This window comes from Cedecea sp. AS113, assembly GCF_037152415.1.
Classification (GTDB): domain Bacteria; phylum Pseudomonadota; class Gammaproteobacteria; order Enterobacterales; family Enterobacteriaceae; genus Cedecea.
The window spans coordinates 13,173-29,028 of record NZ_JBBCMI010000015.1 but is presented as its reverse complement, the minus strand read 5'-3'; the positions used below and the strand labels follow the sequence as shown (position 1 = coordinate 29,028).

At 55.8% G+C, this 15,856-nt stretch carries 18 protein-coding genes; 13 read left to right on the top strand and 5 right to left on the bottom strand.

All coding sequences use genetic code 11. The features are described 5' to 3' along the window. Positions 1-194 precede the first annotated feature (194 nt). From argT to hisP, 5 genes are all read left to right on the top strand, one after another. Positions 195-977, top strand: coding sequence for a lysine/arginine/ornithine ABC transporter substrate-binding protein ArgT (gene argT / locus WFN87_RS17035; protein ID WP_039295568.1), 783 nt, complete (start codon positions 195-197; stop codon positions 975-977). Between the two features lie 191 nt (positions 978-1,168). After that, a complete protein-coding gene (gene hisJ / locus WFN87_RS17030) occupies positions 1,169-1,951 on the top strand; it encodes a histidine ABC transporter substrate-binding protein HisJ (RefSeq protein WP_008459733.1) in 783 nt (260 codons plus the stop codon). Between the two features lie 74 nt (positions 1,952-2,025). Continuing rightward, positions 2,026-2,712, top strand: a complete 687-nt coding sequence (locus WFN87_RS17025) for a histidine ABC transporter permease HisQ (protein WP_008459735.1) — start codon at positions 2,026-2,028, stop codon at positions 2,710-2,712. Continuing rightward, on the top strand, positions 2,709-3,422 hold the full coding sequence (locus WFN87_RS17020) for an ABC transporter permease (RefSeq protein WP_039305135.1): 714 nt from the start codon (positions 2,709-2,711) through the stop codon (positions 3,420-3,422). Before WFN87_RS17025 ends, WFN87_RS17020 begins: the two co-directional genes overlap by 4 nt. A 10-nt stretch (positions 3,423-3,432) precedes the next feature. After that, complete coding sequence (gene hisP / locus WFN87_RS17015; RefSeq protein WP_008459737.1) at positions 3,433-4,206, top strand: histidine ABC transporter ATP-binding protein HisP; 774 nt, start codon at positions 3,433-3,435, stop codon at positions 4,204-4,206. 128 nt (positions 4,207-4,334) lie between these two features. Here the strand turns inward: hisP and WFN87_RS17010 are convergent, their stop codons facing one another. Then, a complete protein-coding gene (locus tag WFN87_RS17010) occupies positions 4,335-5,285 on the bottom strand; it encodes a sugar-binding transcriptional regulator (RefSeq protein WP_336983412.1) in 951 nt (316 codons plus the stop codon). 194 nt (positions 5,286-5,479) lie between these two features. Here WFN87_RS17010 and dalD point away from each other — a divergent pair, with 194 nt between their 5' ends. From dalD to WFN87_RS16995, 3 genes are all read left to right on the top strand, one after another. Beyond that, complete coding sequence (gene dalD / locus WFN87_RS17005; RefSeq protein WP_166990892.1) at positions 5,480-6,874, top strand: D-arabinitol 4-dehydrogenase; 1,395 nt, start codon at positions 5,480-5,482, stop codon at positions 6,872-6,874. 9 nt (positions 6,875-6,883) lie between these two features. Further along, entirely contained in the window at positions 6,884-8,350 is a 1,467-nt protein-coding gene (xylB, locus tag WFN87_RS17000) for a xylulokinase (protein ID WP_336983411.1), read from the top strand. A gap of 63 nt (positions 8,351-8,413) precedes the next feature. Beyond that, on the top strand, positions 8,414-9,691 hold the full coding sequence (locus tag WFN87_RS16995; RefSeq protein WP_336706905.1) for an MFS transporter: 1,278 nt from the start codon (positions 8,414-8,416) through the stop codon (positions 9,689-9,691). A 36-nt stretch (positions 9,692-9,727) separates the two neighbouring features. On the opposite strand, the gene WFN87_RS16990 is transcribed toward WFN87_RS16995, so the two are convergent. The 3 genes from WFN87_RS16990 to yfcG form a co-directional block, all read right to left on the bottom strand. Further along, positions 9,728-10,621, bottom strand: coding sequence for a TIGR01777 family oxidoreductase (locus tag WFN87_RS16990; RefSeq protein ID WP_166990901.1), 894 nt, complete (start codon positions 10,619-10,621; stop codon positions 9,728-9,730). A 23-nt stretch (positions 10,622-10,644) separates the two neighbouring features. Next, complete coding sequence (gene folX / locus WFN87_RS16985; protein WP_192810979.1) at positions 10,645-11,004, bottom strand: dihydroneopterin triphosphate 2'-epimerase; 360 nt, start codon at positions 11,002-11,004, stop codon at positions 10,645-10,647. A 77-nt stretch (positions 11,005-11,081) separates the two neighbouring features. Then, a complete protein-coding gene (gene yfcG / locus WFN87_RS16980; RefSeq protein WP_336706909.1) occupies positions 11,082-11,711 on the bottom strand; it encodes a GSH-dependent disulfide bond oxidoreductase in 630 nt (209 codons plus the stop codon). A 151-nt stretch (positions 11,712-11,862) separates the two neighbouring features. Here yfcG and yfcF point away from each other — a divergent pair, with 151 nt between their 5' ends. Genes yfcF through yfcD form a run of 3 tightly spaced genes read left to right on the top strand, consistent with a single transcriptional unit; the run spans position 11,863 to position 13,717 of the window. After that, positions 11,863-12,507: a glutathione transferase gene (gene yfcF / locus WFN87_RS16975; protein ID WP_008459745.1), complete on the top strand. Its 645-nt coding sequence runs from the start codon at positions 11,863-11,865 to the stop codon at positions 12,505-12,507. Between the two features lie 57 nt (positions 12,508-12,564). Beyond that, positions 12,565-13,116, top strand: coding sequence for a phosphodiesterase (gene yfcE / locus WFN87_RS16970; protein WP_008459747.1), 552 nt, complete (start codon positions 12,565-12,567; stop codon positions 13,114-13,116). Between the two features lie 58 nt (positions 13,117-13,174). Next, a complete protein-coding gene (yfcD, locus tag WFN87_RS16965) occupies positions 13,175-13,717 on the top strand; it encodes an NUDIX hydrolase YfcD (protein WP_039305105.1) in 543 nt (180 codons plus the stop codon). Positions 13,718-13,774: 57 nt separating this feature from the next. On the opposite strand, the gene WFN87_RS16960 is transcribed toward yfcD, so the two are convergent. Further along, positions 13,775-14,794, bottom strand: coding sequence for a LacI family DNA-binding transcriptional regulator (locus WFN87_RS16960; RefSeq protein WP_336983410.1), 1,020 nt, complete (start codon positions 14,792-14,794; stop codon positions 13,775-13,777). A 256-nt stretch (positions 14,795-15,050) separates the two neighbouring features. On the opposite strand from WFN87_RS16960, the gene WFN87_RS16955 reads away from it, so the two are divergent. Beyond that, positions 15,051-15,494 (top strand): PTS sugar transporter subunit IIA, encoded by a 444-nt coding sequence (locus WFN87_RS16955; protein WP_008459750.1) that lies wholly within the window; start codon positions 15,051-15,053, stop codon positions 15,492-15,494. Between the two features lie 85 nt (positions 15,495-15,579). Then, complete coding sequence (locus WFN87_RS16950) at positions 15,580-15,852, top strand: PTS sugar transporter subunit IIB (protein ID WP_008459751.1); 273 nt, start codon at positions 15,580-15,582, stop codon at positions 15,850-15,852. Positions 15,853-15,856 lie beyond the last annotated feature (4 nt).

Genomic DNA, 15,856 nt, shown 5'->3' with positions numbered 1-15,856 from the left:
CCTTCCCCTCTAGTCCCGCTTCCCAGACCTGCTATCTTTCAAACTAGCGCGAAGTTGCAACGTTTTATTAACATAAATCAGCGGCTTTTTTCCACGCAGGGAAAAGTGGCATGAGAACTGCAACTCTCCGTATGCAAAGGCATTACCACACAACAAGACATCACAAATAAGAAAGCCAAACTTGAGGGTATCGTATGAAGAAGTCGGTTCTTGCACTGTCTTTACTGCTCGGCCTGTCCAGCGCAGCCAGCGTGTTTGCAGCGATTCCGCAAAACGTCCGCATTGGTACCGACGCGACCTACGCGCCATTCTCTTCGAAAGACGCGAAAGGCGATTTTGTTGGGTTTGATATCGATCTGGGTAACGAACTTTGCAAGCGCATTCAGACCAAATGTACCTGGGTTGGCAGCGACTTTGATTCCCTGATCCCGTCGCTGAAAGCGAAGAAAATTGACGCCATTATCTCGTCTCTGTCGATCACTGAAAAACGCCAGCAGGAGATCCTTTTCTCCAACAAACTGTACGCGGCGGATTCCCGCCTGATCGCGGCCAAAGGTTCCCCGATTCAGCCGACGCTCGAATCGCTGAAAGGCAAGCACGTTGGGGTGCTGCAGGGCTCCATTCAGGAGACCTACGGCAACGCTGAATGGCGCCCGAAAGGCGTTGATGTGGTGGCCTACGCCAACCAGGATTTGATTTACTCTGACCTCGCTGCAGGGCGCCTGGATGCGGCATTCCAGGACGAAGTTGCCGGGAGCGAAGGCTTCCTGAAACAGCCTGCCGGGAAAGACTATGCCTTTGCCGGTCCGTCCGTGAAGGACAAAAAATACTTCGGCGATGGGACCGGGATCGGCCTGCGTAAAGATGACACCGAGCTGAAGGCCGCGTTCGACAAAGCGCTGGCTGAAATGCGTAAAGACGGGACTTACGACAAACTGGCGAAAAAGTACTTCGACTTTAATGTTTACGGCGAATAAGTTTATCCCTTAGTCTGTAGCCCGGTTTTGAATATATTCTTAACCGGGCAGGATAACTATGCAGTGGTGCAGCCCCGTTCCGGCTGCACCGTTATGGTGCGAAAACGGTTTTTTCGCAACGTGTTGCGTAAGTTTTCCCTGTTTGTAGTGGGTGTGAGCCTTAAGTAACGGACAGTCTATTGAGGATAATTATGAAAAAGCTGGTTTTGTCTCTTTCTCTGGTGCTGGCGTTTTCCAGCGTGACCACAGCATTCGCTGCCATTCCGAAAACCCTGCGGATTGGCACGGACCCAACCTATGCGCCATTTGAATCCAAAAATGCTCAGGGCCAGCTGATCGGCTTTGATATCGATTTGGCGAAAGAACTCTGCAAGCGCATTAACACCCAATGTACCTTCGTTGAAAACCCATTGGATGCACTGATCCCTTCGCTGAAAGCGAAGAAGATCGACGCCATCATGTCTTCGTTGTCCATCACCGAAAAACGCCAGCAGGAAATCGCCTTTACCGACAAGCTGTACGCGGCAGATTCTCGCCTGGTGGTGGCCAAAGGTTCCCCGATTCAGCCGACCCTTGAGTCGCTGAAAGGCAAGCGCGTCGGCGTGCTGCAGGGCACCACTCAGGAAACCTACGGCAATGAACACTGGGCGCCAAAAGGCATCGAAATTGTCTCCTATCAGGGGCAGGATTCCATTTACGCCGACCTGGCTGCCGGACGTATTGACGCCGCCTTCCAGGATGAAGTCGCCGCCAGCGAAGGCTTCCTGAAGCAGCCGGTGGGCAAAAACTATCAGTTCGGTGGCCCGTCCATCAAAGACGACAAGCTGTTTGGCGTGGGCACCGGCATGGGCCTGCGTAAAGAAGATAACGAACTGCGTGAGGCGCTGAACAAGGCGTTCGCGGAGATGCGTAAAGACGGCACCTACGACAAGTTAGCGAAGCCGTACTTTGATTTTAATGTGTATGGTGAATAAGCCTTACCGGTGACAAAGGCCCCGCGTCAGACGGGGCCCAATAAGCAGCAAACACTGACGACAGGATACGCACCATGTTGTATGGCTTTTCCGAAGTAATTTTCAAAGGGGCTCTGGTTACGCTTGAGCTGGCGCTCGCCTCGGTTGTCCTTTCCGTGCTGATTGGGCTTGCCGGTGCTGGCGCAAAACTGTCCAAAAATCGCCCGCTCGCTTTGCTGTTTGAAGGCTACACCACGCTGATTCGCGGCGTGCCTGATCTGGTGCTGATGCTGTTAATTTTCTACGGGCTGCAGATGCTGCTCAACAGCATTACAGATGCGCTGGGAATGGCGCAGTTTGATATCGACCCAATGATCGCCGGGATCATCACGCTCGGTTTTATCTACGGGGCTTATTTCACCGAAACCTTCCGTGGGGCCTATCTTGCCGTGCCGAAGGGCCATATTGAGGCGGCCACCGCCTTTGGCTTTACCGGGTCACAAACTTTCCGCCGTATTCTGTTCCCGGCCATGATGCGCTACGCGCTGCCGGGCATAGGTAACAACTGGCAGGTGATCCTCAAAGCCACCGCGCTGGTTTCTCTGCTTGGCCTGGAAGACGTGGTGAAAGCCACGCAGCTCGCCGGGAAAAGCACCTGGCAGCCGTTCTACTTTGCGATTGTCGCCGGGATTATCTACCTGGTCTTTACCACGGTTTCAAACGGAGTGCTGCTCTGGCTTGAACGCCGCTATTCCGTTGGCGTCAAGAGGGCCGAGCTATGATCGATATTATTCACGATTACTGGCAGTCGCTGCTGTGGACGGACGGTTACCGCTTTACGGGCGTCGCCATTACGCTGTGGCTGTTGATTACGTCGGTGGTGATGGGCGGGATTCTGGCGCTGTTCCTCGCCATTGGGCGCGTGTCCAGCAACAAATTTATTTCGTTCCCCATCTGGCTCTTTACCTACGTATTTCGCGGCACGCCGCTCTACGTGCAGTTGCTGGTGTTCTATTCCGGGATGTACACGCTGGAGATAGTCAAAGGGACGGAGCTGCTGAACGCGTTCTTCCGCAGCGGCCTGAACTGTACCGTACTGGCGCTGACGCTCAACACCTGCGCCTACACCACGGAGATTTTCGCCGGTGCTATTCGCTCGGTTCCGCACGGTGATATTGAAGCGGCGCGCGCTTACGGCTTCTCAAAAGTGAAAATGTACCGCTGTATTATTCTGCCTTCCGCGCTGCGTATCGCGCTGCCGGCCTACAGCAACGAAGTGATCCTGATGCTGCACTCTACGGCGCTGGCGTTTACCGCCACGGTGCCGGATCTGCTCAAGATTGCCCGTGATATCAACTCCGCAACCTACCAGCCGTTTACCGCGTTTGGCATCGCGGCCGTGCTGTATTTGATTATCTCTTATGTGCTGATAAGCCTGTTCCGCAAAGCGGAAAAGCGCTGGCTGCAGCACGTTAAACCCGCTTCGCACTGAGTGACTTCTGATGGCTGAAATTAAATTAAACGTAACGGATCTGCACAAACGCTACGGCGAACATGAAGTGCTCAAAGGGGTGTCTCTGAAGGCTAACGCCGGGGATGTGATCAGCATCATCGGTTCATCTGGCTCGGGCAAAAGTACCTTTTTGCGCTGCATTAACTTCCTTGAAAAACCCAGCGAAGGCACGATTGTGGTCAGCAACCAGAACATCAATCTGGTGCGGGACAAAGACGGCCAGCTCAAAGTGGCCGACAAAAACCAGCTGCGCCTGCTGCGCACTCGCCTGACGATGGTGTTCCAACACTTCAACCTGTGGAGCCACATGACGGTGCTGGAAAACGTGATGGAAGCGCCTATTCAGGTGCTTGGGCTGAGCAAGCAGGAATCAAAAGAACGGGCGATTAAGTACCTGGCCAAAGTCGGCATCGACGAGCGTCAGTACGTTAAATACCCGGTGCATCTGTCCGGTGGCCAGCAGCAGCGCGTTTCCATTGCCCGTGCGCTGGCGATGGAGCCGGAAGTGCTGCTGTTTGACGAGCCTACTTCGGCGCTCGACCCGGAGCTGGTGGGCGAAGTGTTACGCATTATGCAGAAGCTGGCGGAGGAGGGTAAAACCATGGTCGTGGTCACCCACGAGATGGACTTTGCCCGGCATGTTTCCAGCCACGTTATCTTCCTGCATCAAGGGCGCATTGAAGAAGAAGGCCCGCCAGCCGAGCTGTTTGGCAGCCCTAAGAGCGCTCGCCTGCAGCAGTTCCTTTCTGGTTCGTTGAAGTAATCCCTCACCCTAACCCTCTCCCAAAGGGAGAGGGGACTGATGGTTTTCTCCCTTCCCAATCGGAGTGGGCATTCATTGTTTTCCCCCTCTCCCTCGGGGAGAGGGCCGGGGTCAGGGTGAATAACGCCTCACCTCTCAGCCAACAACCTTACCGCCGTACTCTCATCCGTTACCAGGCCTGACATCCAGCGACCGGTCAATGCTGCTTTGATGGCGGCAAATTTTCGCGCTCCACCGGAAAAAGCGATGATCTTACGTGGGTTATCGCTTTGCAGCGGCACGCTGGTCAGCAGAGCATCCAGCTCGCTGTAAACGCGCTGGCCACCGTGGTCAAAGAAATGCCCCAGCATTTCACCGGCAACGCCCTGGCGGTGCAGCATGTTGACCTGCTCGTCGGTAATAAAACCCTCGGCGTTCAGCGGGCAGCTGATGTCCACCTCGCCAACACCGAGGAACGCGACATTGGCCGCCAGCGCCCGGTCTGTTACTCGCTGGTACACTTTATGCCGGCACCACATGTCTCTGTCTTCTTCGCTGTCGGCGTACAGAGGGGCGGGGATGAAATAATATTTGCCCTGCATTTTTTCCGCCATTTTTAGCGGCATGTCATAGCGCGTACCCGAGTCATCGCGCGCAATCGCCCCAATCATTGAGACGCAGTGGTGCTGCGGGCGTTCGATCCACGGCAGCACGTCGATGATTGAGCGCAGCGTTTTCCCGGAGCCGATGCCGAAAACCTGCGGCTGCTCGTCAGCGATAAACTGTGACATCACTTCGGCACCTTCCACCGCCAGCATCTGCTGGATAGCTTCGTCATCCAGCCCTTCCGAAGGCACCACGCGGCAGATTTCCAGGCCGAAACGCGCCTGGACTTGCTGCGCCAGCTTCAGGCAGCGGGCGACCGGATGGGCAATTTTCACCGTTACCATACCCTGCTCGCGTGCGGAAGAAACCAGCCGCTGAGCGACCTGACGCGAAATGCCCAGTTCGCGGGCAATATCCTGCTGCGTCATACCTGCCACGTAATACATCCAGGCAACGCGTGCGGCTTGCTCTTGTTTTTTCTCTTCTCTGCTCATGGCGACACCTTGTGACTCTTTGAAACACATTCTACTCCGCGCGCGTTTCGTTGGTAATTGGGCAAAAGTCTTTTTGATGGGCAAATGTTGTCTGTGTGAGTTTGATCTCAGAAAGACGGCACCTGCCGCAACTAGACTATAACAATCGGGCAAATGCCCATGAAAATGACAAATGCTTAATTCTGAGGTGAATCATGACGACGAAATCGGTATGGATGCATATTGGCGCAGGTTCTTTCCACCGTGCCCATCAGGCGTGGTATCTCAATCAGCTGCGCGAGCAGGGCGATGACGGCTGGAGTATTTCGCTGGGCAACATCCGCGATGATGCCGGCGAGTTGCTGAGTCAACTGGCGGCGCAGCACGGCGAATACGTGCTGGAAACCGTTACGCCGGAAGGTGTCCGAGCCTACGAAAAGATTGCCTCTATCCGAAAAGTGCTGCCGTGGGATAAAGAGATTACAGCCCTGGTTGAAGAGGGGGCCAGAGCGTCGACCCGCGTGATCGCCTTCACCGTCACCGAAGCCGGGTATTATCTCACGCCGCAGCACGAGCTGGACGTTCATCAGCCGGATGTCAAAGCCGATCTTGCCGGGGGCATGACCACGCTTTACGGCGCGCTCAGCCGCATTCTGCATCGGCGTATGAGCAACGGCGGTGAGCCGGTAACGCTGCTCAACTGCGATAACCTGCGCCACAACGGCGAACGCTTCCGCCACGGCTTTCTGTCGTTCCTGAAGGCGAAGGGTGACCACGCGCTGTTTGACTGGGTGAGCACCCACACCGTGTCGCCTAACACCATGGTTGACCGTATTACCCCTCGCCCTACGGCAGACATTGCTCCACGGGTGAAAGCGGCGACGGGGTTCGACGATAAGGTGCCGGTGATGGGGGAGTCTTTTATTCAGTGGGTTATCGAGGACGACTTTATCAACGGTCGCCCGCCGCTTGAGAACGTTGGCGTCGAAATGGTGAAATCAGTGCTGCCGTATGAAGAGGCAAAAATTCGCATTCTGAACGCCAGCCACAGCTGCATAGCCTGGGCGGGGACGCTGACCGGGCTGAACTACATTGATGAAAGTACCGTGCAGCAGCCGATTAGGCAGATGGCATGGGACTACGTCACGGAGGATGTTATTCCTTCACTGTCGCCAAGCCCGTTGGATCTGGCTGAGTATCGGGATGTGGTGCTGGCCCGCTTTAGTAATCCCTATATCAAAGACACCAACCAGCGCGTAGCGGCCGACGGCCTGTCCAAGATCCCTGGCTTTATTACCCCGACGCTGATGGAGTGCTATCAGCGAGGTGAGGAGCCTGCGGCCACGGCGGTTCTGCCCGCACTGTTCTTCCTCTTCCTGCAGCGCTGGGTGCAAGGTCAACTGCCTTATGAGTACCAGGATGGCGTCATGCAGGACGACGCGATTCGGGCCTTGTTCGCCGCTCCTGAGCCGCTCAAAGCCTTTGTCAGCGACGAAACTTTGTTTGCTGAACTCGCGCATTCCTCCGCTTTCCATGAGCTGATGGCGCGGACGGTCACTCGCCTTGAGGCGTGGATCAAGTCTCCTCAATCGCCTTTGGCAGCAGCTTAAGGAGGCGCTATGTATCTTGGTATCGATATCGGCACCTCTGAACTAAAGGCTTTGCTGATTGACGGGCAGGGTGAAATTTTAGGCTCTGCTCACGCGGCATTAACCGTTCAGCGCCCGCATCCGCACTGGGCGGAGCAGGATCCTGAGGCCTGGTGGCAGGCGACGCAGCAGGTGGTCTCTACGCTGCGCCAGCAAATACCTGATGCCTGGGCGAAAATTCGCGCTATTGGCTTGTCCGGGCAGATGCACGGCGCGGTGCTGCTGGACGACCAGGGAAAAGTGCTGCGTCCCTGCATTCTGTGGAACGACACGCGCAGCGCCGAACAATGCGCTCGGCTCACGGCAGAACACCCTAAATTTCTGACCATCAGCGGCAACCTGGTGATGCCCGGTTTTACCGCCCCGAAGCTACGCTGGGTGGCGGAGCACGAGCCGGAAATCTTTTCCCGCGTGGATAAGGTGCTGCTGCCGAAAGACTACCTGCGCTGGCGGCTGAGCGGCGCGTTCGTTTCTGACCCGTCGGACGCCGCCGGAACGCTGTGGCTGGACGTGGCAAAACGTGACTGGTCAGACAAACTGCTGGCGGCGACCGGACTAACCCGCAGCCAGATGCCGCGCCTGGTAGAGGGCAGCGAAGTCAGCGCCGTTTTACGTTCCGCCCTGGCGACCGAGTGGGGGCTTAGCTCCGGCGTTAATATCGCCGGCGGCGGTGGCGATAATGCTACCTCGGCAGTGGGCGTTGGCGCGGTGAACAGCGGCGATGCGTTTATTTCGCTCGGCACGTCTGGCGTTATCTTCGTGGTAAACGACGAGCTGCAAACCCGCCCTGAATCCGGCGTGCATGCTTTTTGCCACGCTCTACCTCAGCGCTGGCACCAGATGAGCGTAATGCTCAGCGCCGCCAGTTGCCTGCGCTGGGTGTGCAATCTGCTGTCGGTCACCGAAAGCCAGCTTATGGAGGAAATGGCAGATCTGAGCGACGAGCAGAAAAAGCATGCGCCAGTTTTCCTGCCTTATCTGTCTGGGGAGCGCACGCCGCATAACGATGCTCACGCCATGGGGAGTTTCTTCGCACTCAACCATGAAACCAGCCGTGCCTTACTGGGGTATTCGGTGATTGAGGGCGTGACTTTTGGCCTGGCGGACGGCATGGCGGTGCTGGAGACGTCCCGCAGCCAGATTACCCAATGCAGCCTGACCGGCGGAGGGGCGCGTAGCGCTATCTGGGCGCAGCTGATTGCCGACGTGCTGGATGTGCCGATTGTGACCCATCCGGCGAGTTCCTCCGGAGCGCTCGGTGCTGCTCGCCTTGGCTGGTTGGCCGACGGCGGCGTAGAAGAAGTTGTTTGCCGCAAGCCTCCTGTTCAACAGCGCTTCACGCCGCGTAAAAAACTGCAAAGTGTGCTGCAGCAGCGGTTGTCCGTGTTCCATTTGCTTTACCAACAACAAAAAGCCGCTCGTAAGCTGCTGCCCTGACGGCCCTTCCGGCGGCCTCTCTACCGCCGGAAACCCCTGTACCCGTGAACGAGGAAGAGTGTGATGCAATCTAAACACTACTGGTTTGGTTTACCTAAACATCTGCTGTGGGGATTTGTCGCCATCGCTATTTTTATGAGCGGCGATGGTTTCGAGATGGCGTTTTTGTCTAAACACATTACCGACATGGGCTTTACGCCCGCGGAATCGGCGATGGTGTTTACTCTGTATGGCCTTGCGGCAGGTCTGGCGGCCTGGGCTTCCGGCGTAGTCGCTGAGCTTATCACCCCGCAAAAAGCAATGCTGATTGGTTTTGTGACTTGGGTCGTGATGCATGCATTGTTTATGACGCTTGGCCTCGGGATGCGTAACTACCCGCTGATGCTTCTGTTTTACGGCATTCGCGGCCTGGCTTATCCGCTGTTTATCTACTCCTTCATGCTGATGTTGGTGCAGGTGGTACCGCGTGAGAGGCTGGCGGCGGCAACGGGCTGGTTCTGGGCGATGTACTCTATCGGCATCGGCGTGGTAGGGAGCTATCTGCCCAGCCTGACTATCCCGGCATTTGGCGAAACGGGGACGCTGTGGATGGCTATTGCCTGGGTCACGGGCGGGGGGCTTATCGCCTTCTTCAGCCTGCGTAATGTGCCGGTTGACCGTTCGCGGGTTAATTTGCCGCTGAAAGAGAAAATGACGGAGATGTCGCGGGCCGTGACCATTCTGTTCAGCAATCGTGACGTGTTTTACGCCTGTCTTATCCGCATTATTAACACGCTGTCGCTGTTTGGCTTTGCGATAGTGATGCCGCTGTTGTTTGTTGACCGTCTCGGTTTTACGATTTCAGAATGGCTGCAAATCTGGGCGGTGTTCTTCTTCGTCACCATTTTCACCAATATCTTTTGGGGAATCATGGGGGAGTACATCGGCTGGATCCGACAGGTTCGCTGGTTCGGCTGTTTAGGTATGGCGATCTCCAGCCTGACGTTTTATTACCTGCCGGTGTGGGTGGGGCATAACTTCTGGGTGGCGCTGATCCCGGCGGTCATGCTCGGCACTTTTGTCGCGGCGTTTGTGCCGATGACGGCGGTGTTTCCAACCCTGGAGCCGCATCATCGCGGGGCGGCCATTTCCATCTATAATCTGTCGGCGGGGATGAGCAACTTTGTGGCACCGGCTATTGCGTCACTGATCCTGCCGTTTTTCGACATTGTGGGCGTAGTTTGGGCGTACACCGGGCTGTATCTGTTCGCGGGCGTGCTGACGTTTATCATCAAAGTTCCGCAGCCGAAAAGGGTGAAGGATAAAGCTGACGCGGGGAAAATGAGCCCTGTAGAGCAATAAAATGAAAAAGCCGGGGATAAACCCGGCTTTTTGCCGTTAGCGAATCACATCCGCCAGAGCTTCATCTAAATCAAACCAGCGGAAGCCAAAGCCGGATTCCTCAAGGCGTTTAGGCAGCGCCCGCTGCCCGCCGAGCACTAACACCGAAGATTCCCCCATCAGAAGACGAATGGCCGTGGCCGGGGCGCGAAGTATCGCCGGGCGCTTGAGGGCATGGCCGAGAGCATGGGAAAACTGTTCGTTACGAACCGGGTAAGGGGAAACCAGATTAAACGGCCCGCGCAGGTCGTTATCCAGCAGCCAGAGAATGCCGTTTACCATATCGTCGACGTGGATCCACGCCAGATACTGCCTGCCATTGCCGATGGGGCCGCCGAGCCCCAGCCGGAACAGCGGCAGCATTTTGGCCAGAATTCCGCCTTTGGGGGCTAAAACAACGCCGGTACGTAACAGGCAAACTCGCGTCTTTTCACTTTGCGCACCACAGGCGATTTGCTCCCAGCGGGCGCAAAGCTTGTGGGTAAATTCGTTGTGGGGAGGTTCGTCTTCGGTAACGACCACTTCGCCAAGGTCGCCGTAATAGCCGGTGGCTGACCCGGAAATGAAGACTTTGGGCGGCTGCTGGCTGGCTTTAAACAGCTCGACCAGCCGCTCGGTGATTTGCCAGCGGCTCTGGCACAGGCGCTGCTTTTGCTCCTCGCTCCAGCGCTTATCGGCGATCGGCTCCCCGGCCAGGTTGATGACCGCGTCAAAGGCGTCGAGATTCTGTAAGCCGTCGAGTCCTTTGAGCAGTACGACGCGATTATTCAGCCGCTTGCGGGCCTTTTCCGGCTCACGTGTGACGACCGAAACAGTATGGCCCAGCTCGAGCAGGCGAGCTGTCAGGTGGCGGCCAATCAGCCCGCTGCCGCCGGTAATCAGGATCTCCATACTTTCCTCCCACCTGGACGCGCTTATCGCCGCCAGCTCAGGGTCATGGATACCGAGTCGGCGTAGCGGAGCGCGTGAAGTTTATCGATCTCTACTTCAGCATATGTCACCCACGGGTGGGCGCATGCGATGTTCAGCACATCCTGAGTTAATTTTTCCAGCAGGGAGAAGCGGTTATTCTCAACCAGCTGGATGATGTCTTTGGTCACGGTGCGGTAGTTCAGCGCGTCGTTGATGTCTTCACTCTCCCTGGCTTTGCCCGCTGGGTAGTGGAGAGCGACGTTAATCACGACATCCTGCCGGTTGGCGATCTCTTCTTCTTTGATACCAATAAAAGTCCGCAGGCGCAGGTTTTTAATGCGAATAATGGCGTCTGGTTGCATGGATGACATTGCAGGTTCCTTATTAGTCTTTTCCCGCCACAGGATACACCAGCGCGGGAAAAAACCTGAACCGGGGATTATCCCTTCTCTGCCCGCTGATAAGCCTTCACGGTGGCAGGCCGGGTGCGGATCCGCTCAAACCAGTTCCTTACCGCCGGGAAATTGGCGAGGTCAACGCGCTGGCGCTCATGGGACACCACCCAGGGATAAGTCGCGATGTCCGCAATGCTGTAATCGTGGCCGCCAAGCCACGGGGCTTTCTCCAGCTGTTTATTGAGTACGCCGTAAAGACGCTGGGTTTCAACCTGGTAGCGCTCGATAGCATAAGGGACGGGCTGCGGAGCAAAGTGGTTGAAATGGTGATTCTGGCCCAGCATCGGGCCGAAGCCGCCGACCTGCCAGAAAAGCCACTGCAGCGTGGCATGGCGGGCGCGCAGTTCTTTGCTGAGGAGTAACCCGGTTTTATCCGCCAGATAAAGCAAAATTTCGCCGGACTCAAAGAGACTTAAAGGCTCGCCGCCGTCGGCCGGTTTGTTATCCACGATGGCAGGAATTTTGTTATTCGGCGAGATAGCCAAAAAATCCGGGCGAAACTGTTCGCCTTTGCCGATATCGACCCGGTGGATTTTGTACTCCAGGCCGGCCTCTTCCAGAAACAGGGTAATTTTATGGCCGTTTGGGGTAGGCGCATAATAAAGTTCGATCATGGTCACTCCAGGGGTTAGTCCATTTTGGCAAATGTTTCGAGTATAGAAGTTATTGCTATTTCTGCACCGCAATGGTGCGTTTTAAGCGGATGACAAAACGCTTTTTTCGCTCTATGTTCAATAACCTGTCGCGCGAATAAGTGAGGATATGATGAGCCAGCCTGCCATTACGTTGTGGACCGATAGCCAGTGTTTCAGCCCCTATGTGCTTTCCGTTTTTGTTGCGCTGAAAGAGAAAGGACTCGCCTTTGCGCTGCAAACCATCGACCTCGCCAGTGGCCAGAATTTAAAGCCTGGCTGGAAGGGGTTTGATCTGACTCGCCGCGTGCCGGTGCTGGCGGTTGGCGATTTTGTGCTCAGCGAATCCTCCGCCATTGATGAATATCTGGAAGAGCGTTTTGCGCCGCCGACGTGGGAACGCATTTATCCTCATGACATTGAAAAACGCGCCCGGGCGCGGCAGGTGCAGGCGTGGCTGCGCAGCGACTTAATGCCCATTCGGGAAGAGCGCTCCACGGCCGTGGTCTTTGCCGGCGAGAAGAAACCGGCGCTAAGCCCGGCGGGCCAACGGGCTGCAGAGAAGTTAATCGCTACCGCAGAGCATTTGCTCCCGCAAGGGCAGCAGAATTTGTTTGGTGAATGGTCTATCGCCGACACCGACCTGGCGCTGATGCTCAACCGTCTGATCCTGAACGGGGATGAAGTGCCTGAGCGGCTGAAAGAGTATGCGAGCTTTCAGTGGCAGCGCGCGTCGGTGCAGCTTTGGCTGGCACAGTCGGCCAAAAACGCAGGCTGATAGCGGGCGGGGAATTCGTTATCATTGGCGGATTGTCATTACTGGAGCCAGGGATAAATGAAACTGATGTTTGCTTCGGACCTTCACGGTTCGCTACCCGCTACGGAAAAAGTCCTCGAACGTTTTGCACACAGCGGCGCGAAATGGCTGGTTATTCTGGGCGACTTACTGAATCACGGTCCTCGGAACGCGTTGCCCGAAGGCTATAATCCTCCAGCGGTGGCGCAGTGCCTGAATAGCGTTGCCGATAAGATTATCGCGGTGCGCGGAAACTGCGACAGCGAAGTGGACCAGATGCTGCTCCAGTTTCCGATTACCGCGCCCTGGCAGCAGGTTTTGCTGGCGGAGCAGCGGCTTTTTCTGACCCACGGGCATCTTTATCATCCTGGGCATTTGCCGCCGCTGTCCGCTGGCGATGTTCTGATTTTCGGCCATACGCATCTTCCGGTTGCAGAAAAGCACGAACAGATCTATTTGTTTAATCCAGGCTCTGTCAGCATACCGAAGGGCGGTTTTGAGGCCAGTTACGGGATGCTGGATGATGGTGTTCTGACCGTTCGCACGCTGGAGAGTGATGGGGTTATTGCACAGGTGCGTATTACCCCGTAACGTTGACAGGTTAATCCAATAACGCGCCGTAAGAGCGCCCCTGAATAAGGTTTCCCTGATGGTGGAACAGAGTCATTTTGTCGGCACGGAATGGGTAGATATTGTTAATGAGGACAATGAGGTCATCGCGCAGGCAAGCCGCGAGCAAATGCGTGCGCAGCGGCTGCGTCATCGCGCGACCTATATTGTTGTTCACGATGGCATGGGCAAAATTCTGGTGCAGCGTCGCACCGAAATTAAAGACTTCATGCCGGGCATGCTGGATGCTACCGCAGGCGGCGTAGTACAGGCGGATGAACAAATGCTCGAGTCAGCTCGCCGCGAGGCTGAAGAAGAGCTGGGTATTGCCGGCGTGCCGTTCGCGGAACACGGGCAGTTCTACTTCGAAGACGATAGCTGCCGCGTTTGGGGCGGGCTTTTTAGCTGCGTGTCCCACGGGCCTTTCGCGCTGCAGGAAGAAGAAGTCAGCGAAGTGAGCTGGATGTCCCCGGAAGAGATCACCGCGCGCTGTGACGAATTTACCCCTGATTCGCTGAAGGCGCTGGCGCTGTGGATGACCCGCAACGCCAAAAACGAGTCACAAAGCGAAGAAAGCGAGTAATTGTTGGCCCTCACCCCGATCCTTTTCCAGCAAGAAGGGGACCTGGGTGAGGGAAAATCAGCAGCTCTCCCGCATACACAGCGATGACGCGATAGTCGGGCTTCTGTCCCATTCTTCTTCGTTAATTCTTGCCAACAGCGCTCGCCCGGCTTCAATCCCAATCTTACGATGCGGTACCGCAATGGTGGTCAGCGCTGGCTGGCACACGCGGCTCACGTCGCTGTCGCCAAACCCGACGATGGCTAAGTCGTCAGGCACTTTGATGCGCCTGCGCTGGCATTCGTACAGCGCGCCGCAGGCCAGCTCATCCGACACGCAAACCAGCGCATCCAGCTCCGGCCAGGCCAGCAAAAACTCGGGTAGCTGTGCGGCCCCGGTGGAGAAATTCGGCGGCGCGGCAGCGTTGATCACCCTGTTGGGCGACATATGGTGGCGCAGCATCGCTTTGTACCAGCCTTGAAGGTGCTGCTGGAAAATCCACTGTTCCTGGTTCGCGCACAGTAGCCCGATATTCTGATAGCCTCGGTGGATGAGCATTTCCGTCAGTTCAAACATGGCGGCGACGTTATCAATGCCGATATTCATGTCCAGCGGATCGGCGCGGGTGGCACCGATTTCGAGCACAGGAATGCTGGCGTGTTTCAGCCAGCCTCGCACCGTGTCGCTGTGTTCCACGCTCAGTAGGATCGCCGCGGCGATATTGGACGCCAGTAGGGTTTCCAGCAGCTTCTCTTCCTGCTCCAGCCGGTGCTGGGATTCTGCCAGGACTATCTGAAACCCCGCAGGCTGCAGCACCTGCTGCAGGCCGGCAAACATTTCACTGCAGCCGGATTCTGCCAGGCTTGGGACCACCATTGCAATGGTGTACGAGGAGGCGGAGGCCAGCGCGCTTGCCGCAAGGTTGGGCATATAACCCAGCTCGGAAACCGCCGCTTCGATTTTTTCGCGTAATTTGTCGGAAACCTGCTCCGGGGTTCTTAGCGCTCGCGAAACGGTCATAGTACCGACTCCGGCGAGCTGAGCCACATCTGCAAGCGTCACCTTACCGGTACTTCGCCGCTTTCGGGTTATGGACATTGTGATTCCTGATTCTCGACCTGAAAAACGCCAGGCTGACGTTGGCCCCTGAAAACGAAGGGGAAATATCGCTCAAGTATACGCCTGAAATCGTGCGCCTAAATGCGATTTAACACAATGATTGCAATTTGATAGCGCTATCACAAAATCGAGTGATAGTTATTGGTAGCGCTATCTTTGTGATATCAATCACAGTTAAACCCAGGGCCGTTGAATAAAGTTTGCCCATCATCAATGTCGATTTCGAGAGGTTATCGTGCTCAACCAATGGCTGCATCCGCAGACTATTCAGCTTCAGGACGAGGTCGCAAACTGGCAGCAGGCGCTGGAGATTAGCGCCCGGCCGCTGCTGGACGCGGGGATTATTGCCCCCCATTACCTGACGGCCATTATGCAGCAGCACCAAAAGCTTGGGCCGTACTATGTGCTGGCACCGGGCCTGGCGATGCCGCATGCGCGTCCGGAAGAGGGCGCGACCGGGCTTGGCCTGTCGCTGCTGAAGCTGAAGCGGGGCGTGAGCTTTCATTCTGAGGGAAACGACCCGGTGGACGTCATTATTATGCTGGCGGCCCCGGACAGCCATAGCCATATTGAAATGATTTCTGCGCTCGCTGAGCTATTTTCCAGCGACGAGGACATGGCGTTACTGCATCAGGCCAATAACCTGGAGGAAATACAAAAAATCATTAATCGATTCTAATTTTTTAATTTAACACCATAGGTTTTTACGTTGCATTGAAAAATGCGATGCGCTCTTACTCTACTAAAAATATAAGGTACACAAAATGAAGATAATGGCAATCTGCGGTTCCGGCCTCGGCAGTAGTTTTATGGTTGAAATGAATATTAAAAAGGTGCTTAAAAAACTCAATATTGAGGCAGAGGTTGAACACTCGGATTTATCTTCCGCCACGCCGGACGCGGCGGATGTGTTTGTGATGGCGAAAGATATTGCCGCCAGCGCGCGCCTGCCGGATAGCCAACTGGTGGTGATCAACAACATCATCGATATCAATGAGCTGGAAAATAAGCTGAGCGCTTATTTCGCCGGTCGTTAATCAT